The sequence below is a fragment of the Roseibium sp. MMSF_3544 genome (assembly GCF_030732845.1).
Classification (GTDB): domain Bacteria; phylum Pseudomonadota; class Alphaproteobacteria; order Rhizobiales; family Stappiaceae; genus Roseibium.
Map to the genome: position 1 here is coordinate 43,275 of NZ_JASHKA010000011.1, position 22,224 is coordinate 65,498.

Consider the following 22,224-nt stretch of genomic DNA (forward strand, 5'->3'; position numbering starts at 1 on the left):
AACGAAAATTGCTGACTTACCGTCGACACCAAAGATGTGGCTCAAGTGCCTCAGATCGAACTGCGGACGAAACTGCCTTTCCTGAAAAAATAATACGGGACATCAGTTGTGGGCGAAAGATCAGGATCTGCAGACAGCCGTTCTTCCAGATCGGTCAGGATCTTCGTGGTGATCAGCGGCAATTCTTTCTCGCGGGCTTCCTCGAAAGTCAGCCAGGCGCAGTCCTCAAGTTCGCCGGAAGGGCCGGTTCCTTCCGGAAGCCGGTCGGCGATTTCGCCGGCCCAAACCGCCAGAAAACGTGTATCGAAGCGCCGTGGGCGCTGGGGAGGCGTTATCGCCCTGGCGATCAGCCGCAAACCTCCAAGATCCGGCTGGATACCCCGCTCCTGGAAGGCTTCAAAGCCGGTGCCGAGACGCATTTGCTGCCCGTCGCACTTCCGGCCTACGAACAGACCGGCTTCCTCATAGGTCTCACGGATGGCAGCAAGCGCGAGCGCACGCACCCGCGCAGCTGACTTGCTGTTCTTCAATCCATGGGACAGTTTGGCTTCCACATCCGGGTGATAGGGCAGAACATTGGCGATGCGGGAGTCAGCCGGATCGACGCGCCCCCCGGGGAAAACGAACTTGCCGGGCATGAAAGTGTGCCGCATGTGACGCCGGCCCATCAACAGCCGAACATGTCCGCTGGAGCTGCGATCCAGAATGAGCAGCGTCGCGGCGTCTTTCGGCCGGATGTAGGGATAGTCGCCGGCCCGTTCGTCTTTCGCCAGTTGCTTTTCGAAGGAACCGGTCATGAAATCCTTTCAGAGGGCGCGGGAGCGACCGGAAAATCATCTTCTGCATCGGGATCGAACCCGTGCATGTAAAGCGCCCATTGCAGCCCAACAAGTGCCCCCTTGATGGGGCGCATCAAGGCCAAAGATAACAGCAAGGTCAGCGGAAGCCAGATCGACATGTGGATCCAGATGGCCGGGCGCCACATGACCTCCACAATGAGCAGCGCTGGAATGATGATGTGGCCGACGATCGTGATCGTGAAATAGGGCGGTGCGTCGTCTGCGCGATGGTGGTGAAACTCCTCGCCGCAGTCCGGACAGGCGTGCCGGGTCGTCAAAAACCCGTCGAACAACTTGCCGCGGCCGCAATGCATGCATCTGTTCATGGCGCCGCGCATCATTGAACGAAAGATCGGGCGGCGTGGTTTTTCCGCGTGGCCGTCCGGAATTTCCACTTCGTCGTTCAAATCGTATCGAACCGTCACCTTGGCCTCCTTCGGCTCGGTTTTTTGCTGGAGGTCTTGGTGCGGGCGCCCTTGGGCGGACCACGTCTGGCTTTCGGTGCCGCCTTGCGGATCTTCTTGCCTGCAATGCGTCCGTGACTGAGCAACTCGAATGTCAGTGCACCGGCAAACGGTGCAGCTTCCACCAGCCTGACTTCCACTTCATCGCCAAGTTGGTAAGTCTCGCCGGTTTTGTCACCTACCAGCGCGTGCGACCCTTCGTCATATCGGTAATAGTCGAGACCGATGGTCGAGGCCGGAACAAAGCCATCTGCTCCGGTGTCCTGCAACCGGATGAACAGACCAGACTTCACGACGCCGGCGATACGTCCCTGGAAAGTCGCACCGATCCGGTCGCTCATCCACAACGCGATCAACCGGTCGATCGTGTCGCGTTCGGCCAGCATGGCGCGCCGCTCGGCCCCCGAGATTTCCGCCCCAATGGCTTCCAGTTTGCTCTCAATTCCCTCTGGCAGTCCGTCGGTCCCCAAACCGAGAGCGGAAATGAGCCCCCGGTGGACGATCAGGTCCGCATATCGCCGGATCGGTGAGGTGAAGTGCGCATACCGGCGCAGATTGAGACCGAAGTGGCCGATGTTCTGCGGCGTATATTCCGCCTGGGCCTGACTGCGCAGAACCACCTCGTTCACAAGATGTGCCTGCGGGGTGTCCTTCACCTTCGCCAGAATACCGTTGAACGCGGAAGGGCGCAGGCCACCGCTCGACGGCAGCTTCATGTTGAGCGTGGAGAGAAAGTCTTTGAGGTTCTCGAGCTTCTCCGGTGTAGAGGCGTCGTGAACCCGGTAGAGCAGGGGGCTCTTCTTCTTTTCCAGTGTCTCCGCGGCCGCAACATTGGCCTGGATCATGAATTCCTCGATCAGCTTGTGCGCATCCAGCCGCTCCGGCACGAAGACGTGATCGACGGTTCCATCCTTCTTCAGCTTGATCTTGCGCTCCGGCAGGTCGAGTTCCAGCGGTTCCCGGGCATCCCGGCCTTTTTTCAGGACGGCATAGGCGTCCCAGAGCGGATTGAGGATGCCCTCCAACAGCGGTTCGCTCTTGTCGTCCGGAACGCCATCAATCGCCTTTTGTGCCTGCTGATAGGAGAGCTTCGCAGCAGAGCGCATCAGAATGCGGTGAAATGTATGCGTGAGTTTGCGCCCGTTCTTGTCGAAAACCATGCGCACCGCCAAGGCCGGCTTGTCTTCCTTCTCACGCAAGGAGCAAAGCACATTGGAAATGCGTTCCGGCAGCATCGGGATCACGCGGTCGGGAAAATAGACCGAATTGCCGCGGATATTGGCTTCCCGGTCCATCGGAGAGCCGGGCGTGACGTAGTGCGCGACATCGGCAATGGCCACATAGACAATCTGACCGCCTTCGTTCTCGGCAGTGTCGTCAGCTTCGGCAAAGACCGCATCGTCATGGTCTTTCGCATCCGGCGGATCGATCGTGATCAGCGGGATCCGGCGCCAGTCCTCGCGCTTGCCGAGTGTCTTGACCGGTTTCGCCGCCTCTGCCTGGGCTTCCACAGCAGCCGGAAAAACATGCGGGATACCGTGGGACTGCAAGGCGATCTCGGAAATCGCCTTCTCCGAATTCATCGAGCCGAAACGCTCAACGATGGATGCGCGTGGATGACCATAGCGGCCGGAGCGCGTTACCTGAACGCTGACCAAGTCGCCGTCATCAGCTTCTTTCAGGTCAGACGGGTCGACATCCAGTTCGCGCTGCTTGCGGTCAATCGGTTCCAGATAGGGCGGTCGGTCTCCGTCCCGTTTCCTGAAGATGCCGAGGATTGCGCCCTGCTTCTTTTCCAGAACCTTCATCACCCGAGCAACGTGGTCAGCTTCAGGTCCGGCTTCTGCTTCCGTCAATCGGATCAGGGCTCTGTCCCCGACACCGGGCTGCGTTGATTTGGTTTTGCCCGACAGAACCAGAATTCTTGGTGGTTCGCCTGCCTCGTCGTCCCAGTCTAGTGGGGTGCCAAGAAGGTCGCCGTCGCGGTCTCGTCCGACAAGGTTGGCAACAAAGACGGGTGGCAGGTCTCCCGGCCGGATCATGCGCTTGTTGCGCTTTTCGATCAGGCCCTCCTCGGAGAGGTCCTTCAGCATCTTTTTCAGGTGAATGCGAGCGCCGCCAATGATACCGAAGTGTCTGGCAATTTCCCGTTTTCCTGCCCGGCCAGGATTATCGGCGACAAAGGCGAGAATGTCTTCTCGGGAAGGCATCTCGCCTGGAACTTTGGCGTGTTTGCGTTTGGTGTGTTTGCGGGTGTTAATCCGTTTGGCGCTCAAGTCGCGTCATCCCAGGGCACCTCTTCCGACGACGCATCTACCTTGGCCTTGCCTGTCGTATTTCCCGTCGTCTTTTCGGCAGCCGTTTTCTTGGCGGAGGACTTCGCGCCTCCGTTTGCTTTCTTTGTCGTCTTCTTTGCAGCGGTTTTCTTTTTTCCACCGCCTTTGGCAGCTTTTGCTGCAATCAGTTCGACAGCCTGCTCCAGGGTAACGGCCTTCGGGTCGGTATCCTTGGGCAAGGTCGCGTTGATCTTGCCGTGTTTAACGTAAGGACCATAACGACCGTCATAAACATTGACCGGACCGCCTTCTTCCGGATGCTCGCCGAGTTCTTTGAGCGGTGTCGCGGCAGCGCCGCGCCGGCCGCCGCCCTTGGCGCGCTTTTCAGCTAGTGCATCCACGGCGCGGTTGATGCCGACCGAAAAGACCTCATCAGCCGAGGACAGGTTGGCGTAGGTTCCTTCGTGCAGGACAAACGGACCATAGCGGCCGATACCAGCTGTGATCATCTTGCCGTCTTCCGGATGGAGGCCAACTTCACGCGGCAGCGACAGCAGCTGCAGTGCTTTTTCCAGGTCCATGTCCGGCGCCGACCAGCCCTTGGGCAGCGAGGCCCGCTTGGGTTTGGCTTCTTCGCCGAGCTGCACATAAGGTCCGAAGCGGCCGTTGCGCAGGGAGACATCCAGGCCCGATTCCGGGTCGACGCCGAGCACCTTGGGACCTTCGTCGGCTTCACCGTCTTCGCCGTTCGGTTTGCCAAGCTGTCGCGTATAGCCGCATTCCGGGTAGTTGGAGCAGCCGATAAAGGCGCCCCAGCGGCTCACTTTCAGCGAGAGCTGGCCGGTGTCGCAGGATGGGCATTGCCGTGGATTGGTGCCGTCTTCCTTGGGTGGAAAGATGTGCGGTCCAAGAAGCTCGTTGAGCGCATCAATCACTTCCGCAACCCGAAGGTCCTTGATTTCATCGACAGCGCCTGAGAAATTCGTCCAGAAATCGCGCAAGACATCCAGCCAGGACAATTCGCCGGCGGAAATCTTGTCGAGCTGTTCTTCAAGGCTTGCCGTGAAATCGAACTCCACATAGCGGTGGAAAAAGCTTTCCAGAAACGCGGTGACGATGCGCCCCTTGTCCTGTGGGACAAGCTGTTTCTTGTCCAGTTCGACGTAATCGCGATCGCGCAGTGTCTGCAAAGTGGACGCGTAGGTGGACGGGCGGCCGATACCCAGCTCTTCCATTTTCTTCACGAGACTGGCTTCGGTGTATCGCGGTGGCGGCGTTGTGAAGTGCTGCGTAGCCTCGATGGCTTCTGACTTGCCGTCAACCGAAGCAGCCGTCAGTTCAGCTCCATTTTCGACCGGCGGCAAGCGGCGCGAATTCTCGTCTTCCTCGTCGTCCTTGCTTTCCTGGTAGAGCGCAAGGAAGCCGTCAAAACGCACGACGGATCCGGTCGCGCGCAGGTTTGCGCTCTTGCCGGATCCCTTGGCGAGAATCTCGATTGTCGTGCGTTCCAGAACCGCGGATTCCATCTGCGACGCCATGGTCCGCTTCCAGATCAGCTCGTAGAGCTTCGCCTGGTCCGGATCGAGAAAGCGTGCCACGTCCTTTGGACGGCGGGACAGGTCGGTCGGGCGGATCGCCTCGTGGGCTTCCTGCGCGTTCTTTGCCTTGGAGGAATAATGGCGCGGCTTTTCCGGCACGTATTTGTCGCCGAAATCCTGCCCGATCACGCTGCGGGCGGCGGCGACAGCCTCACCTGCGATCTGTACACCATCGGTACGCATATAGGTAATGAGGCCCGAGGTTTCGCCGCCAATCGAAATGCCCTCGTAGAGCTTTTGGGCAACCTGCATCGTCCGGGAAGCGGCAAAGCCGAGTTTGCGGGACGCTTCCTGTTGCAGGGTGGACGTTGTGAACGGGGCAGCCGGATTGCGTCGTGCGGGTTTGGAAGCGACGCTGTCGACGCGGAAACTTGCGCTTTCGAGCATCGCCTTGATTGTCGATGCTTCGGATTCGTTGGCAATGTCGTGCCGTCCGATTTTCTTGCCGTCGAACCCGGTGACACCCGCCTGGAACATATCGCCCGCGGGGGTCTTCATATTCGCGAAAATCGACCAGTATTCCTGTGCGCAGAAGGTTTCGATTTCCATTTCGCGGTCACAGATCAGCCGCAGCGCGACGGACTGGACGCGGCCGGCTGAACGTGCCCCGGGAAGCTTCCGCCAGAGCACCGGCGACAGGGTGAAGCCTACAAGATAGTCGAGGGCGCGGCGTGCGAGATAGGCGTCGACGAGGGGCGCGTCGAGCTGCCGCGGATTGTCCATCGCCTCGAGAATGGCTTTCTTGGTGATCGCGTTGAAGACGACGCGCTCAACCTGCTTGTCCTTCAGCACGCGCTTCTTTTGAAGCACTTCCAAAACGTGCCACGAAATCGCTTCCCCTTCACGGTCAGGGTCAGTTGCCAGGATAAGGCGGTCAGCATCCTTTACCGCGCTCGCGATTTCGCTGAGACGCTTTTGGGATTTGCTGTCTACCTGCCAGCTCATGGCAAAATTGTCGTCAGGCTGAACCGAGCCGTCCTTCGGAGGCAAATCACGGACGTGACCGTATGAAGCCAGAACGGTGTAATCGGAGCCAAGATATTTGTTGATCGTCTTGGCTTTCGCCGGCGATTCCACAATGACGACGTTCATTCTTACCCAAATTTTTTTGCCGGAAACGGAGCCCCCGTCCGGTGGAGAAGGAGAAATAAGGTGCGCTGACGATCAAGGATCGGGCGCCGCCTGTCAAATGGACCTTTGCGCGTCTGGGGTCAAGTGACCGTCTGATGCTTGTTCGCTCTCCTTGGTTTTGTGATTCGGCGGAAAGCAGGTCTCAGACAACAAAAATCAAAAAACGTCAGGTCTGAATGCGTTCAGCCAAAAAGGCTGTGGTTGCAATATGATAACCCAAAATCATTTGTATTTTTCTGTGTAAGGTACACAATTGGTTACAACCTAAGATTTTATATTTAAATATCTCGCATGTAAAACCAAACTGATCTGATTGATGGGCAGCATTTCTTAAGAATTCTGGCTGAGTTTGTTTGCGGGATTTGCGGGCATTTGTGTCCGTTGCTGGGGAAAACCTGCACTTTCTATAGGAGGGGCATAATGAAACTGACCGTCGGGAAAAAGATCGGTATTCCACTTTTGGGCTTACTCGGTCTAGTCGGCACCGTCACGCTTGGCGTGCAGATTATCAACAACACGGTCAGTGAAAAGGCCACACAGGTCAAAGAAGTGGCCGTCCCGACGGCAATCCTTACACTTTCCATGCTGGATAACCTCAACGCCATGAATTCGAGCGTGCTTGAATTCGTGAGCGGAGAGGAAGGCAAGCGAACGACTTTTGAACAAAAATTTCAGGAGTTTCAGGCCGAACTCGGCGAATACCGCCAGATCGTGGGCGACGAGGATGCCGGTGTTCAGCTTCTGGACAGCAACATCCTGCTTTATCGGGACCGTGCGATCACCGAGGTGTTCGATCGCTTTGATCCTGCCAATGAACGATCGGCGCAAATGGCTGCGAACGAGCTGAGCGCAACCGGCTTGGAACTTGAAAAAATTCTGGACAACCTGAAAACGCAGGAAATCAGCGGCGCTGCCTTCGCGCTTGATCTGGACGAGGTCCTCAACGAGCGCCTGCCAAGCATCCAGTACTATCTTGAGATGGTCGACGAAGGCGGGGACATGATTTCCTCTTTGAATGCCCATATGCGCGGCGACGTGAATGCGGCCGCCGATTTCGACAAGTATTCGAAAACGTTCGGGGGATTTCTGGGCCTGTTCGGCATGCTCGAGACCGATGAGAAGGAACAGGAACAGCTCGCCAAGGTCGAAGAACTTCACAAGGTTCTGGACGAAGGCGGCCGCAAGATTTTCGATATGTACAAGCCTGAACTCAAGCTGCAGGCGATTGCGTCGATCGATCAGATGCAGCAGGAGCTCATTGCCGTCCTTGAAAGTGAGATTAACGCTCTGGCCGATCAGGCGATTGCCAGCGAACAGCAGGCACTGGACGATCTGCAAAGCAGCATTTCGCTATCGCGCAATGTCCTTTGGGGGCTGCTTGCCTTGTCGATTGCGACCGGTATCGGCATCTCTCTGTTCGTCAACAGGGGTGTCACCAGTCCGCTTAAATCCCTCAATGGCGTTATGGGCCGGTTGTCCCAAGGGGACCTGAGTGTTGAAATCGAGGAAACCCGCCGCAGCGACGAAATCGGCGACATGATCCAGGCAGTGCATGTCTTCAAGGCCAATGCGCTGGAAGTGGAGAACCTGCAACAGACCACACGGGAATCCGACGAACGTGCGCGCCTGGAAAAAGCGGAAGCCATGGAGACGCTCGCCCGTGACTTCGAACAGGGCGTTGGCGCGATCGTTGAAGACGTTTCGCAGTCTTCCCTGGAGATGACGCACACCGCAGGTTCCTTGTCCGATACGGCCGAACAGTCGCGCGTCCAGGCCTCTGGCGTTGCCGGCTCCGCGCAACAGGCCTCCAACAACGTTCAGACCGTCGCATCCGCTGCGGAAGAACTCGGCGCCTCGATCCAGCAGATCACCAGCCAGGTCAACGAGCAGTCGAACAAGACTGTTCAGGCCTTCAACGTGACCAAGGAAAGCCGGGAAAGAATGCAGGAGCTTTCGGGCAAGGTCGCCGATATCGGCGAAGTTCTGAATCTGATCACTGGTATCGCGGAGCAGACCAACTTGTTGGCGCTCAATGCCACCATCGAAGCGGCACGTGCCGGTGAAGCCGGCAAGGGCTTTGCCGTGGTCGCTTCGGAAGTCAAAAGCCTCGCCAACCAGACCTCGAAAGCAACCGAGGATATCGCCGCGCAGATCAACGCCATTCAGCAGGACACCAACGGCACAATGAAGGCGATCGAGGAAATTGCGACCGAGATCGAAACCGTGGCCGAGATCGCCAGGGCGATTGCAGAAGCCGTCGAACAGCAGAATGCCGCAACACACGAGATTGCCCAGAGCATCAACCAGGCTGCCAGCGGAACGGATGAGGTGACCGCGACGATCACCGATCTGAACGAAAGCGCCGATCGAACCGGTGTCGCTGCCAATGAAATGCTCGGATCAGCGCAGGACCTGTCGGAAAAAGCCAACACTCTGAGTTCAATGGTCTCGAACTTCCTCCGGGAGGTGCGCGCCGCCTGACCGGGCGCTAGCCCAGAGAGGCTGCCAGTCGGCGGCCTCACTTGCTGTCAGGACGTCCCCATCAGCAGGGACACTTTCTGTCCTGCATGACGTTCAAGCCGTCCGGCGAGTTCCAGCTCAAGCAGGATAACGTTGACCGAGCGGGCGTCCGCTTCGACAAACCGGATCAGTTCGTCAAGCTCCACGGGCGCAGGACCGAGCGCTTCGACGATCTTGCTGCGCAGCCTGTCATCCGGTTCGTGGGATGCAGCAGACCGTTCGCCCGGCGGTTCCGTAATGCCGCGAAACAGCGGAAGATCCGGCTCGACCCGGCCGGCAAGTCCTTCAAGCACATCGTCCGCAGATCTCGCGAGTGTTGCACCTTGCCTGATCAAGGCGTTTGCACCTTCCGAGCGCGGGTCCAGCGGTGAGCCCGGGACCGCATATATGTCCCGGTTCTGCTCAAGGGCGAAGCGGGCAGTGTGGAGCGAACCAGATGCCTTGGCAGCCTCAATCACGACCACGGCGAGGGAAACCCCGGATATCAGCCTGTTGCGACGCGGAAAGTCCCTGCCGCGCGGCTTCCACCCGAGCGGCATCTCGCTGATCGCGGCGCCGCCTGCGTCGAGCATTGCAGCGAGTAGGCGTCCATGTTCCGGAGGATAGAGCACATTGAGACCACCGGCGAAGACGGCCAGCGTCCCTGTCTGCAAGGCTGCTTCGTGAGCGGCGGCGTCAATCCCGCGTGCGAGCCCGGATGCGATTGCAAAACCATGAGCGCCAAGGTCGCGCGCAAAGTTTCCGGCCAGCTTGCGACCCGAAAGCGATGCGTTTCGCGCTCCGACAATTGCGACCATTCGGCTGGCCACCGGGACCTCGCCACCTTTCACCGACAGCAATGGCGGCGGGCCGTCAATGTGTTTCAGGTGTGGCGGATAGTGGGCTTCTCCCAGAGCGACAAGTCTCGCACCAAACCGCTTGTGCGCCTCGAGTTCTGCCACAGCATCTTCAACCGGACACAGGCGGTAGCTTTTCTTGCCGCCCCGTTTGGAGAGTTCGGGCAGCATCTCCAGAGCCCGTTCGGCAGAACCGGCGTGGTTCAAAAGATCGCGGAAAAGAGCTGGGCCGATGTTTTCCGATCTTATTAAACGCAGCCACGCAAGTCGCTGATCCTCGGTGAGGCTGAACGCTTTATAGGAGCTGACGCCGCTCATGAGCCTCCGCTGCCGGCATCAGGTTCTGGTTCTGGCGCTGCAGTCGACTTTGCACCGATTTTGCTTTCCGCGCCGCGCAGCAGCCGCCCGATGTTCTCATGGTGCTTGGCCCAGAGCAGCACCGTCATCAGCAGGGCCATTTCCGCAAGTTGAACCCGGCTGAAGACAAAATAGAGCAGGACTGGCGTGGCAAGGCTTGCCGTGAGTGCGGAGAGGGACGAGTAACGGAAGATCAGTGCCATGCCGATCCATATGGCGATAAAGAGCAGTCCCATCGGCCAGAACAGTCCGAGCATGATGCCGATATAGGTGGCGACGCCCTTGCCACCCTTGAACTTCAGCCAAACCGGAAAGAGATGTCCAAGAAAGGCGCCGAATCCCGCAACAAGCGCCATTTCCTGCCCATAAAGAGCGCTCACGATCAGCACCGCAGCTGTGCCTTTCAGGCCGTCTCCGAGAAGCGTGGCGGCTGCAAGCGACTTTCTGCCCGTGCGCAGGACATTCGTGGTGCCAATGTTTCCCGAACCGATATTGCGGATATCGCCAAGTCCGGCCATGCGTGTGAAAACCAGTCCGAACGGGATCGATCCGAGCAAGTAGCCGAACAAAAGGGCGCCCAGATAATAGGGCCAGGCGAATTCCCAGCTGATGGGATCAGGCACGCGGATTGTCTCCCCTGACGCGCGGACACGGAACGTTTCGGCAATGTAACTGCATGGTTCCCCGGATCAAGTCCGGGGCTTGTGAAAAATACGGAATTTCAGATCCCTGGCTTGCTTTCACCGGCAGGGAACAAGGGATGGGGAGGTGAAATCAGCCCTTGAGTTTGTATTTTTCCGCCTGAACCACCAACGGACCGAAGGGCGCGTTCATGCTCGCTCTGAGCGGCACGAGGTAGGGCTTGTCGCCGACAGGGGCGAGCCAGATCTCCATTGATTTGTTCTTGGCGAGTTCCTGGATGGTCTTGCGCTTTGGCCGGTGCCCGGCAATCGGCTCGTAACGAGCCCGGCAGACCAGCACGTCGCCGTTGAAACGCCCGTCGGAAGTCTTTGCCTTCCGCCGCGACTTGTAGCTCAGGTGAACGTTGTAGCGCTCCTTGCCGTCGTAAAGCTCCAGTGTCCGGTTGCAGCTCTCGGGCGAAAGTCCCTTGGGCGCCGGGAAGACGGCAGCGGTCAGCGGGTCGAGCACGTTCTTCAGATGTTCGGGTGTCACCTTGATGCGTTGGTTCATGCGGTCTTGGGGCGGATTGACGGCAACCTTGTCGATTTTGCCTTTGCGCATCTTCATCGACACCGTCCCGTTCTCGTCATCGCTCTTGACCTCGAGCGCGTAGCTCTTGGGTGCAAGACCGCCGCCGTTCACGCCGCCGTGGACCTTGACGGAGCCCTTGCCGTCGGAGACGAGCTTGCCGAAAGCTGATGTCCCGCCACTTGCCTCGATGGAATAGCCATTGTCGTTGATATCGACATTCACGACACCTGAGCCGATCGGCAGCCCGACCGCAAAGAGCTTGTATTTCATGTAAAGATCGGCAGATGAGGCGGGTGTCACGGACAGGGCCACGACACCGAAAACGAGACTGACAAGACGCATTGGCTAAACCATTCAGTTAAGGACGTCGCGCCAGTGTCCACTCAAATTTTGGCGCGATCGAGATGTCTCAACCGAACACCATTTCACCTGAACGCAATCTGAATGGTCTGTTCACCTGAGCGGTGGTCGCGTCAGGAGTAGGCGTAGACGGTTTTGCCGGCGACGACTGTTCGCATGACGCGGCCGGAAAAACGCGCATCTTCGAAAGGGGAGTTCTTCGAGCGCGAGCGAATTGTGCTTTTTTCCAGAACCCAGGGCCGTTCGGGATCAAACACGGTGATGTCGGCAGGCGCACCCTTGGTTAGACGTCCTGTTTCCAGCCCCAGCCTGTCGGCGGGTCTGTTCGTCATGGTCGCCAGAAGCGTGATCAGGTCGACCTGTTCTGAATGATAAAGCCTGAGCGCAGCCGCGAGCAGGGTTTCAAGACCAATTGCGCCGTCCTCGGCCTCCGCCCAGGGGTGCCGCTTTGTTTCCACGTCCTGCGGATCATGGTTCGAGCAAATGATATCGATGGTACCGTTCGCGACCGCTGCAATCATCGCTTGCCTGTCATCTTCGTCACGCAACGGCGGCGACATCTTGAAGAAGGTGCGATAGGCACCGATGTCGTTTTCGTTGTGGGTGAGGTGATTGATTGAGACGCCGGCCGTGATGTCGAGACCGCGCTTCTTTCCGGTGCGAACCACGTCCGCGCTTTCGGACGTCGAGATCAGGTTCGCGTGGTACTTACCCTTCGACATGCCGACGAGGCGAAGGTCGCGTTCCAGCATGATGATCTCGGCCTCGCGCGGGACGCCGGAGAGACCCTTCCAGCTTGCGTTGAGGCCGGCATTCATGACGCCGCCTGCAAGGTCCGGATCCTCGGTGTGATGGATCACGAGCGCATCGAAGTCGCGCGCATACGTCATCATACGGCGCATGACCTGCGCATTCTTGACGGACTTGTGCCCGTTGGTGAAAGCGACGGCTCCGGCTTCTTTCAAGAGGCCGATCTCGGACATCTCGTTGCCTTCCAACCCCTTGGTTAGGGCGGCCAGCGGATGAACGTTGACAATGGCAGTGTCGCGGGCGCGCCGCAGGATGAAGTCAACCAGGGCTGGGTCGTCGATAACCGGATCGGTGTCCGGCATGGTGCAGATTGTGGTCACGCCGCCAGCCGCTGCGGCCTGAGACGCGCTGGCAAGTGTTTCGCGGTGCTCTGCGCCCGGCTCGCCGACAGAAACGCACATGTCAATCAGGCCCGGACAGGCGATCGCCCCCTTGCAGTCGACGATTTCTGCGCCGTAGGGCGCCCCCTGGTTTGCGGCTTCCGGCCCCGCAGCCAGGATGGTGCGGTCGGCGATGATGATCGATCCGGGCGCGTCGAGGTCGCGGGCCGGGTCGATCACCCTGGCATTTGAGAGAACCAGAGGTCTGGGGGTATCGAGTGCCACGATCTTGTTCCTCTAGTGGTTCGGCAAATTGGCGGCGAGCGCTTCCAGGACAGCCATGCGCACGGCAACCCCCATTTCGACCTGCTCCCGGATCAGGCTTTGCGCCCCATCGGCAATGGAGGCATCGATCTCCACCCCCCGGTTCATCGGTCCGGGATGCATGACAAGGGCGTCGTCGCGTGCAAAGGCCAGCTTTTCCGCATCAAGGCCGTAGTAGCGGTAGTATTCCCGCACCGAGGGCACGAAGGCACCGTTCATGCGTTCGCGCTGGAGGCGCAGCATCATGATAATGTCCGCGCCTTTCAGGCCCTCGTGCATGTCGTTGAAGACCTCGACACCCATCTTTGCAATTCCCGACGGCAGCAGCGTGGTCGGCGCGACGACGCGCACGCGCGCACCGAGCGCATTCAGGAGAATGATGTTTGAGCGGGCAACTCGAGAATGCGCGATGTCACCACATATGGCGACTGTCAGACGGGCGATCTTACCCTTGTGCCGGCGGATGGTGAGCGCGTCGAGCAGCGCCTGTGTCGGGTGCTCATGCGGGCCGTCACCGGCATTGACAACGGAGCAACCGACTTTGCGCGCGAGCAGGTGAACTGCGCCGGCTGCATGGTGTCGCACGACAAGAAGATCCGGATGCATAGCGTTGAGCGTTGCAGCCGTATCGATCAGCGTTTCGCCCTTCTTCACCGATGATTGGGACACCGCCATGTTCATGACGTCCGCTCCCAACCGTTTGCCGGCCAGCTCGAACGAGCTCTGCGTGCGCGTCGAGTTTTCGAAAAACAGATTGATCTGGGTTCGGCCTTCCAGGACCTGCTTGCGCTTGTGCACTTGCCGGGAAACCTCGACAGCTTCCTCTGCACGATCCAAAAGGCCCAGAATTTCGTGGGGGTGAAGGCCCTCAATGCCCAGCAAATGACGATGGGGATAGGGGCTGTCTCGATGGGTATCTGTCGCGGTCATCGAGACCATCCCTATAGGGCGAATCGGGGATGTGCACAAGACACAATTCACCTCATGCCCGCTGTCCACATGCACACCGGATGACGCAGAGCACGGCTCCGGGCCCCGCACGCGAAAGTCAGGTGAAAATGAGCAGCGCCAGGGGCACAGTCACGGTTGCAGCGAGTGTCTGCAAGGTGATGATTTCCGCCATCAGTTTTGCATCTCCGCCCATTTGCTTGGCAAGAAGAAAGGAATTGCTGGCGCACGGGACTGCGCTGGCGACGATCATGGCCATGAATGCCGGGCCGTCCACGCCAAAAAGGGACGCAAACCCAAATGCGAGCACAGGCATGAGCAATGGCCTCAAAAACGTGCCCATGGTGAGAGCGGGCCCGGGCCGGCGAAGGGCGCTCAGGTTCAGGCCTGCGCCAACGCAGATAATTCCGATCGGCAGCGAGGCACGCGCAAAAATCTCAAGCGTGTCTGCAAAAACACCTGGGAGTGTCAGGCCGCTGAGATTGAACAGCACGCCGGCAACAATGGAAAGGATGAAGGGGTTGGTGAACAGGTCCTTGAGCACCTTTGCGCCACTTGGCGCTGCCCCGCTGGCATAGCGCGACAGGACGAGGATACTCAGTACGTTCACGACCGGGATCATGAACACCATGGCAACGGCGAGCAGCGCCAGTCCGGTCTCGCCTGCAATATTGTCCGCGATCGCAAGAGCAATCATCGCATTCCAGCGAAGCGTGCCTTGAAAGATCGACGTGAACCTGACAGCCGGAATACCGAAGGTACGCTCAATCGCAGTGCGGGCACCCAGAAGGAGCGCGGCCATTGTAAAGATGGAGGCCAGCAGCGCGCCGCCCATGTTGAAGGTTGGAAAGGCCGCAAAATCGGCCTTTGAAATGGTTTCAAAAAGGACTGCCGGAAACAGGACGAAATAGGCCAGGTTCTCAACGCCGCGCCATTGTTCCCCGGAGATCGCGCCGGTTCTCGCGATCAGGTAGCCGGACGCGATGACGAGGATCACGGGCATCAGGGCAGCAAATGTCACAAACATGAAGAGAGCTCTCGCGTTTGGGGAAGTCCAAACGTCTCGTGGCTAGGGTAAGGGCCCACAAATGAAGTCGATCTGGCGGCAGGACAATATCGGGATGAAGCGCATGCTCAGTCTAGTCCCATAAACCCGAGCCGGTCCAGAAAGCCCTGCAAGATGTAGGCTGCCGCCATCTTGTCGACGACATCGGCCCGTTTTGCACGGCTGGAATCGGCCTCAAGCAGGGTACGCGTGACGGCGGCGGTGGATAGGCGTTCATCCCAATGGGTGATCGGAAGGTCGGTTTTCTGGGACAGATTGCGCGCAAAGGCACGTGTTGCCTGCGCGCGCGGACCTTCGCTGCCGTCCATGTTGAGAGGCAAACCGAGAACGATGCCGCCAACTTCATGTTCGGTGCAAAGCTTCAACAGCTGCTCGGCGTCCGTCGTGAATTTCTTGCGCCTGATGGTCTCCATGGGGGACGCAATGCCACGACCGAGATCGGACAGTGCGAGACCGATCGTCTTGGTGCCAAGGTCGAGACCGATCAGGCGGGTATTTGCCGGCAACGCGGTGAGAAAATCTTCCAGAGAGAGAGCGGGATCATTTGCCATGCCGGGGCTTTAGCAGGGCATTTGCGAAAAGGCCAGCATGGACACGCGAATGCAAGGCCTGGTTGCTTCGACTGCGTTCTTGCGGTTTTCAGTTGGCGGCCTATGCTTCAAAAAAGAGACGTTCAATTGAATCGGGAGATGCCTATGAAAATCACCTGGTACGGGCATGCGGCATTCAAGATCGAAGCCGGTGAAGCAAACATCCTTGTCGACCCTTTCCTGACCGGGAACCCATCGTTTCCGGAAGACCTGAGCGTCGATCAGGTCGCCGATGGCGTCACCCATTTGATCCTGACTCACGGGCATGACGATCATGTCGGAGACAGCATCGACATCCTGAAAAAGACCGGCGCTCAGCTGATTTCCAACTTCGAGATCTGCATGTGGGCCAATCGTCAGGGCGTTGAGAATTTTAGCCCGATGAATACGGGTGGCATGGTTGATACCGGCCCGTTCAAGGTCGCACTGACAAAGGCGGAACATTCGTCTTCGAAACAGGGAGACGGTGAGGCGATCTACCTTGGCAACCCGCACGGTGTCATCATCGAAGTCCCGGGGAAGAAGGTCGTCTATCATATGGGTGACACCGACATATTCTCCGATATGGCACTCATCAACGAGATTTACCGGCCGAAAGTCGGCATCGTTCCCATCGGCGACCGCTTCACAATGGGGGGCAGGGTCGCGGCGATGGCATGTGATCGCTTCTTCGACTTCGATGCGATTATTCCCTGCCACTTCGGAACATTCCCGATCATTGATCAGACCCCCGATGCGTTTACGACAGCCCTTGGTGCGGGGGCGGACAAAGTAAGGTCGATGGCGCCTGGCTCCAGTACGGAGATTTGAACGTGATCGAAACCTGCGGGAAGAAAATGAGACCCTGGAAAACTCTGTCCGGCGTGCTTGTCGCCGCTTCTTTGCTCGCTGCGCCCGCGCTTGCTGCGGACAAATCGATCACGCCAAACGAAAAACCGGCACCGACGCAACCGATTGCCAAACCCGACACACAGTCGGGTGATGCAACTACGCGCGCCGATACCTCGCAACCGTCCTACGACAAGGTGCGTAAGGTTTTTGAAAGCGATGTCACGGTGGCAGGGGAAAAGCTTTCCTTCCCGCAGAACAATCCCTCGGTAAGAGCGCTTGAGATCACGATGGATCCTGGCGAAGTCACTCAGTGGCATACGCATGATGCGCCGCTGTTTGCCTATATTCTGGAAGGGGAGATAACCGTCACCTACGAAGGCATCGGCAAGAAACTGCTTCGTCAGGGTGACGGGTTGCTGGAGGCCATGAGCGTAACGCACCGAGGCGAGAACACAGGCGAGGGACCAGCCCGCATTCTTGCGGTGTTTCTGCTCGGCGACGGATCTGAAGCTGTTGTCGCCGAGGATCCACCCGGTTCAGATCAGCCGAAGATCGAATAGAGCTCGTCAGGGTAAAGGTCTTTGTGAAACCTGATCCTGGAACACCGGCGAACGCCTACATGACAGAAATATAATGTAATTCAGCCCTACATGAACAAAGTTTCACGGGTATTGCTTTCGCCCGCGCTTATTTGTCCAGCAAGGCGCCGGCGGAAGGAAGTTGATTTGGTCCGGCCAGTTAGGTTTGGAGGATCAGCTCGTGCATCTGGTAAAGTCGGACACTCTCATCGAACGCGGTTTGAGAGCCGCAGAGCTCAATATATTCGAGCAGAACAAGATCTGGGCGCGCTACGCGAACGAAAAGCCAGATGTTGCCGCAAGCCTTATGCAAACGATCCGGGCGATACACAGCCGGGTACCGGAGGACCGGTCACTTTCCGCACTGTCCATCGGTTCAGGAAATGAACCGCAGTTTCGAATACTTCAGGCTGCATTCGAGCGCGGCCTTTGGCTTTACGACATCGACGGGGCTGCGTTGGCGACCCTGCAGGAACGCCAGTCGCGGCAAAGGCTTGAAAACGTTCATCTTGTCCAAGGTGATTTCAATCAGGACTTCCAGAACCCCACCTCCGCGCGTCATTCCCTTGAGACGATCCTGGATGGACAACGACAGGACCTGATCACGCTGCACCACAGCCTTTACTATTCAAATGCTGAGGACTGGCCCAGATTGATCAAGAGCCTCTACGACGCCGTGCTGGCGCCGGATGGCGCGATGCACATGGTCATGATGTCCGCCCGCGAAACGGCCCCCTTCACAACGACATGGCTCTACAATCGCTTCGCACGGAAATTCTTTGGATCGTCCACGGATCAGGATCTGCTCGGTCTCAGGCATGAGCTGAGTTTTGATGCGGCCTTGAAGAATTGCGAGATCGTCTCGGAAATGCGCAAGGTTCAGTTCTGGGTTGATGACTTCGATCTCTTCATGTCCGTCATCTGGATGATCCTGCTTTATCCCCACCGGCACGATTACACGCTGGAACAGCGGATCGAGATCACGGAATTCATCATCGAACATTTCTGGCTCCCGAAACGGCCATTGGTGCAAACGCAGGACTACGTCACGCTCCACAAGCTTGGACCGGCGCATTCGCGTATCGTTTTTAACGGCAGCTACTAGTGTCAGGATCAACTGATCTCGACAATGCCGAATAAGGGCTCCGAGCCTATCCCAGAGACGCAGATTTATCGCTGCGTGCGCTCCAACCGCTGCAATAGCGGATGCCCCAAATTGGATTGCGGTCGCCTAGGTGCGGTCGCGCCAGGTTCGTAAAAAAGGTCTGAATTGATCATCATCAACCTAACGGGAGCCGATTAGAGCTAATTAGATCAAAACGGAGCTTCCCATGCCACTGACGATTCGAAAGTCGACGCCGGATGATGCGCCCTTGCTTGTGCGTGTCGTTGATTTGGCAAGTGGCGGGGTTGTTCCGACGCTCTGGGCTGAGATGGCTCCCAAGGGAACGCAAGCTTCCGAAGTCGGGCTTTCGCTTGTTGCCAAGGAGAGCGGGGAATTCAGTTATCGAAATGGATTTGTCGCAGAATGTGACGGGACTGATCTGGGTGGCTTGATCGGTTACATCCTTCCCACCGCCCCGGAGTCAATTGGGCCCGATGTTCCCGAAGAGTTTGTCGCCATCGAGGAACTCGCACAGCTTGTACCGGGTCATTGGTACATCAATTTCATGGCCACCGTGCCCGAAGGACGACGACGCGGCGTAGGTGCTGCGCTGCTAGGCGAGGCTGAAGAACAGGCACGAGATCACTCCTGCCCAGGTCTCGCATTGATTGTTGCCGCTTCAAACGAGAACGCCATAAGCGTTTATGAACGGGCCGGATACATCGAGCACGCACGACGACCGTTCGACCTTTCCGCATTTGGAGAAGAGCCGACACAAGCGATCCTGATGATCAAGCCGCTAAATTAGCTTTACAGGTACCAACGTGTGTAAGGACCGGCTCAGTCGTGTTTCGTTTCTCACGGCAGCTATTGGATCGTGGACTCACAAGCTCGGAGCCTCAACCTGATTGCAGCTAGCTTGATGAACGCAAGGAAGTTTACTGGCCGTTTCTTGCAGCGCGTCGTGCCGCGCCAAGCGTGTCGGTTTGTTGAACGATTGGTCTTTTCCAACGGTGTTCGACATCCACAAGGGTGATACCGTCGCCATAAGTTTCCGATTCTCTCGACACCTCGACCAGGCCTTCACGTCGGTAGAACTCGCGCGCTTTGGTGTTCAGTTCGTAAGCCCAAACGGTTATCCAATCGCGGTTTTCTTTAGCAAGATCCAGCAATCGTTTGCCAACGCCCTGACCCCGCGCCATCGATGTCACGTAGAGTGCGGCAATGTTGTCCGCTTCTCTGACACAAAAGCCTACGATTTGACCTGCCTCCTCTGCGACCCAAACGGGATCGACCGTGAATCGCTCACGCCAGTATTCAGTCATCGGTTCAAGGTCGTCCACCTTTGTCATCCAGGGCGTCTCCGCCGCCCACGCTCGAATGATTTGGGCGCAGGAGGCAGCATCTGAAGACTTACCCTGGCGAAACTTGAAGGTCATACAGCAATCCAAAAGAATTCTAAGTTGTATTCAAACGCCTTCGATCTTTTGCGTCAAACCGCTCAACCGGCTAGAAAACCTCCCTGCAGCTCATCGCTAACGGCGGCATCAATCCAACAAAAAGAATAAGTCTGAGCCCTCGACTAACACGAGAGCTCGAATTACCTCTACCGAAGCTGACACGCACTGAAACAAGTCCCAGCCGACCGACCTACAGGAGATTTAGGTCATGAAAGTCCAAACGATTTCCGATCTCATTGACTGGACGCGGGCCATGCATCATCGGCTCGCCGAGCGTCTGGCGGACGGCTCGGCAGAACACGAGCGGGAGATGATGAGGTTGCTATTGTCATACCTCGCAGATCACGAGGCCAGTTTGGGAAAAATGATCGACGGCTTTGAGCAGCGAGCCGATTCCAAAGCGCTCAACACCTGGGTGTACGATTATTTGGGACACGAACCGATCGACCTCCACCGCAGCTGCGATGCGCCCTTTTCAGAAATGAACTTCGATGAGATTTGCGGTTCTGTGTTTGACGTGCACAATCAGGCAATTGACCTTTATCGGGATTTGCTCAGGCGCGCCGATATTCCAGAAGCCCAGGAGCTTGTTCAGTCACTTTTGGCTCTTGAAGAGCACGAGACGATGCGTCTTGCACAGCAGACCAACCGAATGCGGGATATGTGAAAGTTCGCCATACCCGCGTTCACTGCATGGGGTCTGCCCACAATCCTGTTCTTAACCTTGGCAGACCAGGGCGTATTCACACCGTGCAAACGCCGGCAAAATTGGCTGGTGTCGGCCCGAGATAAAACAGATTGTCGAGGCCGATGGCGAAGATTGAAATTCCGATCAGGCTGTGTTCCAGCCAGACGGCCGCAAGAGAGCTGTATGTCCTGTACGTGCGGTAGAAGGAGAGCCCGGCCACCAGGCTGAGGACAACCGACAGCCAGGATCCGAACAGGATATGCACCCAACCGAACAGGATCGACGAAAGGAGGATCGCTAGCCAGAACGGCGCACCGTTCTGATCCAGCCGCCAGGCGGCGTAGCCCCGGAACGCGACTTCCTGAGGCAGGACGGAAACCAGACCGTAAAAGGTCACGATCACGAGCATGAGCGCCGGGTCGGCGCGCGGAATGCAGAACAGCCGTTCCGGTTGCAGCAGCAACACGATCACGACAATCGCTGCTGAACCGAGCAGCCAGCGAACGATAATGCCCGGCAAAGCCCTTCCACATCCTGCCCAATTGAACCTGAGATAGGTTCTCAGAGCGGCATTCCGGTAAAGCCGCCACAGGCAGTAGCCCGCCACCAGAAAGATCGTTGAAAACCGCAGGATCTGAATAGACAGACCCATCAAGAGGACGGGACCCACGCTGAGGACAGCCAGCTCTGTGATGAGCAACAGCCGTTCTTTTCGCGAAAGGTCCTGCCGGAACATGACTTTTCTGGTTTTCAGGTCGTCAGAGCTTGTTCAACAACGCGGGTGTCGGCCACGCATCAGCAGGCATTCCGAGCTTTTGCTGGACATCCTGAACAGCACCCCGCGTGCCGGCTCCGAGAATTCCATCGATCTTGCCAACGTCATAGCCCATGTTTTGCAGCTTGGTCTGAAGCTGTTTCATCTGCGCATCGTTCAGACCCTGGTCCGGATTGCCGGCGTTGTAGCGCGGTGCGCCAGCCAGGCGCGTGGCGAAATAGGCAGCGGATGTCGTGTAGATCAGCGACTGGTTCCACTCCAGGTAAATGTCGAAATTCGGGTAGGCGAGGAAGGCTGGACCGTTCCGCCCCTGGGGCAGCAACAGCGATGCCGGCAGGTTCGAGGAAATCTGTCCCCAGCGCGGCTGAACGCCAAGAGCTGCCCATTCAGCGCCGGTCTTGGTTTTGCCAAGGCCCGTTTCCGCCCAATTGAGGTTCTGAGGTACGGTCACTTCCTGCAGCCAGGGTTCGCCGGGGCGCCAGCCGAGATGATTCAGGAAAGCACCTGCCGTCAGGATCGCATCCGGCGCGCTCTGTTTGAGGCGCACATGCCCGTCGCCGTCACCGTCGCGTCCGAACTTGATAATGTCCTCGGGCAGCATCTGAACCATGCCGATCTCGCCCGCCCAGGCGCCCGTCGTGCGTTGCGGGTCGAGGTCGCCTGCCTGAGCCATCTCGATCGCGGAAATAAGCTGCGGCCTGAAAAGCTCGGGCCGGCGGCAATCATGGGCCAGCGTTGCCAGCGCATTGACCGTGTTGAAATCGCCTTGAACGGCGCCGAAGTCCGTCTCCAGCGCCCAGAAGGCCGTGATTACCGGTGCTGGAATGCCGTATTCGCTTTCGGTTCTCTGGAAAATTCCGGCGTATTTCTGCATGTTCGCAGCGCCGTTTTTCATCCGATAGCTTGAGATCACCCGCTTTGAAAAGTCCAGGAACGTCAGTTTGAAGACGCCTTGGGCGCGGTCGCGCGAGAGGACCTTGCGGTCAATCTGAGCACCCGCGAGCGTCCGGTCCGCCGCGTCTGCCGAAAGACCTTTTGCCACCGCTTCCTGTTTGACGCCCGCCAGGAACTGCCGGAAATCGCCGCCGCATTGCTGCGCATAGGCAGAAGTACTCAAGAGACACATGCCGGCAACG

At 57.9% G+C, this 22,224-nt stretch carries 20 protein-coding genes; 6 read left to right on the top strand and 14 right to left on the bottom strand.

Annotated features, from left to right (window positions below; genetic code table 11):
- Nucleotides 1-50: 50 nt before the first annotated feature.
- From RBB47_RS16840 to topA, 4 genes are all read right to left on the bottom strand, one after another.
- On the bottom strand, nt 51-797 hold the full coding sequence (locus RBB47_RS16840) for an NUDIX hydrolase (RefSeq protein ID WP_305987019.1): 747 nt from the start codon (nt 795-797) through the stop codon (nt 51-53).
- The gene (locus RBB47_RS16845; protein ID WP_305987020.1) at nt 794-1,264 is read right to left on the bottom strand and encodes a DUF983 domain-containing protein; all 471 of its coding nucleotides are present in this window, start codon (nt 1,262-1,264) and stop codon (nt 794-796) included. Before RBB47_RS16845 ends, RBB47_RS16840 begins: the two co-directional genes overlap by 4 nt.
- Nucleotides 1,261-3,513 carry a ribonuclease R gene (gene rnr / locus RBB47_RS16850; protein WP_305987192.1) on the bottom strand — a complete coding sequence of 751 codons (2,253 nt, stop codon included), beginning with the start codon at nt 3,511-3,513 and terminating at the stop codon, nt 1,261-1,263. The genes RBB47_RS16845 and rnr overlap by 4 nt, the downstream gene beginning before the upstream one ends.
- Before the next feature lie 62 nt (nt 3,514-3,575).
- Nucleotides 3,576-6,269 (bottom strand): type I DNA topoisomerase, encoded by a 2,694-nt coding sequence (gene topA / locus RBB47_RS16855; protein ID WP_305987021.1) that lies wholly within the window; start codon nt 6,267-6,269, stop codon nt 3,576-3,578.
- Between the two features lie 459 nt (nt 6,270-6,728).
- Here topA and RBB47_RS16860 point away from each other — a divergent pair, with 459 nt between their 5' ends.
- Nucleotides 6,729-8,789, top strand: a complete 2,061-nt coding sequence (locus RBB47_RS16860) for a methyl-accepting chemotaxis protein (RefSeq protein ID WP_305987022.1) — start codon at nt 6,729-6,731, stop codon at nt 8,787-8,789.
- A 47-nt stretch (nt 8,790-8,836) separates the two neighbouring features.
- Here RBB47_RS16860 and dprA read toward each other — a convergent pair whose 3' ends face one another.
- The 7 genes from dprA to ruvX all read right to left on the bottom strand — a co-directional run bounded on the left by dprA (nt 8,837) and on the right by ruvX (nt 15,612).
- The gene (dprA, locus tag RBB47_RS16865; RefSeq protein WP_305987023.1) at nt 8,837-9,982 is read right to left on the bottom strand and encodes a DNA-processing protein DprA; all 1,146 of its coding nucleotides are present in this window, start codon (nt 9,980-9,982) and stop codon (nt 8,837-8,839) included.
- Complete coding sequence (gene plsY, locus RBB47_RS16870) at nt 9,979-10,644, bottom strand: glycerol-3-phosphate 1-O-acyltransferase PlsY (protein ID WP_305987024.1); 666 nt, start codon at nt 10,642-10,644, stop codon at nt 9,979-9,981. Before plsY ends, dprA begins: the two co-directional genes overlap by 4 nt.
- A 151-nt stretch (nt 10,645-10,795) precedes the next feature.
- On the bottom strand, nt 10,796-11,575 hold the full coding sequence (locus RBB47_RS16875; RefSeq protein WP_305987025.1) for a DUF3108 domain-containing protein: 780 nt from the start codon (nt 11,573-11,575) through the stop codon (nt 10,796-10,798).
- 131 nt (nt 11,576-11,706) lie between these two features.
- Nucleotides 11,707-13,008, bottom strand: coding sequence for a dihydroorotase (locus RBB47_RS16880; protein WP_305987026.1), 1,302 nt, complete (start codon nt 13,006-13,008; stop codon nt 11,707-11,709).
- Between the two features lie 12 nt (nt 13,009-13,020).
- Entirely contained in the window at nt 13,021-13,977 is a 957-nt protein-coding gene (locus RBB47_RS16885) for an aspartate carbamoyltransferase catalytic subunit (protein WP_371932805.1), read from the bottom strand.
- Between the two features lie 118 nt (nt 13,978-14,095).
- On the bottom strand, nt 14,096-15,022 hold the full coding sequence (locus RBB47_RS16890; RefSeq protein ID WP_305987028.1) for an AEC family transporter: 927 nt from the start codon (nt 15,020-15,022) through the stop codon (nt 14,096-14,098).
- 107 nt (nt 15,023-15,129) lie between these two features.
- Nucleotides 15,130-15,612 (bottom strand): Holliday junction resolvase RuvX, encoded by a 483-nt coding sequence (ruvX, locus tag RBB47_RS16895; RefSeq protein WP_305987029.1) that lies wholly within the window; start codon nt 15,610-15,612, stop codon nt 15,130-15,132.
- A gap of 144 nt (nt 15,613-15,756) precedes the next feature.
- On the opposite strand from ruvX, the gene RBB47_RS16900 reads away from it, so the two are divergent.
- From RBB47_RS16900 to RBB47_RS16915, 4 genes are all read left to right on the top strand, one after another.
- A complete protein-coding gene (locus RBB47_RS16900; protein WP_305987030.1) occupies nt 15,757-16,461 on the top strand; it encodes a metal-dependent hydrolase in 705 nt (234 codons plus the stop codon).
- A gap of 26 nt (nt 16,462-16,487) precedes the next feature.
- Complete coding sequence (locus RBB47_RS16905; RefSeq protein WP_305987031.1) at nt 16,488-17,042, top strand: cupin domain-containing protein; 555 nt, start codon at nt 16,488-16,490, stop codon at nt 17,040-17,042.
- 199 nt (nt 17,043-17,241) lie between these two features.
- Entirely contained in the window at nt 17,242-18,165 is a 924-nt protein-coding gene (locus RBB47_RS16910) for a class I SAM-dependent methyltransferase (protein WP_305987032.1), read from the top strand.
- A 226-nt stretch (nt 18,166-18,391) separates the two neighbouring features.
- Entirely contained in the window at nt 18,392-18,973 is a 582-nt protein-coding gene (locus RBB47_RS16915; RefSeq protein WP_305987033.1) for a GNAT family N-acetyltransferase, read from the top strand.
- 130 nt (nt 18,974-19,103) lie between these two features.
- Here the strand turns inward: RBB47_RS16915 and RBB47_RS16920 are convergent, their stop codons facing one another.
- Nucleotides 19,104-19,517: a GNAT family N-acetyltransferase gene (locus RBB47_RS16920; protein WP_305987034.1), complete on the bottom strand. Its 414-nt coding sequence runs from the start codon at nt 19,515-19,517 to the stop codon at nt 19,104-19,106.
- Nucleotides 19,518-19,833: 316 nt separating this feature from the next.
- On the opposite strand from RBB47_RS16920, the gene RBB47_RS16925 reads away from it, so the two are divergent.
- Nucleotides 19,834-20,292 carry a hypothetical protein gene (locus tag RBB47_RS16925; protein WP_305987035.1) on the top strand — a complete coding sequence of 153 codons (459 nt, stop codon included), beginning with the start codon at nt 19,834-19,836 and terminating at the stop codon, nt 20,290-20,292.
- Nucleotides 20,293-20,368: 76 nt separating this feature from the next.
- Here RBB47_RS16925 and RBB47_RS16930 read toward each other — a convergent pair whose 3' ends face one another.
- Together RBB47_RS16930 and RBB47_RS16935 are read right to left on the bottom strand one after the other, a co-directional pair.
- Nucleotides 20,369-21,049, bottom strand: a complete 681-nt coding sequence (locus tag RBB47_RS16930) for a CPBP family intramembrane glutamic endopeptidase (RefSeq protein WP_305987036.1) — start codon at nt 21,047-21,049, stop codon at nt 20,369-20,371.
- 22 nt (nt 21,050-21,071) lie between these two features.
- A complete protein-coding gene (locus RBB47_RS16935; RefSeq protein WP_305987193.1) occupies nt 21,072-22,214 on the bottom strand; it encodes a lytic murein transglycosylase in 1,143 nt (380 codons plus the stop codon).
- Nucleotides 22,215-22,224: the final 10 nt, after the last annotated feature.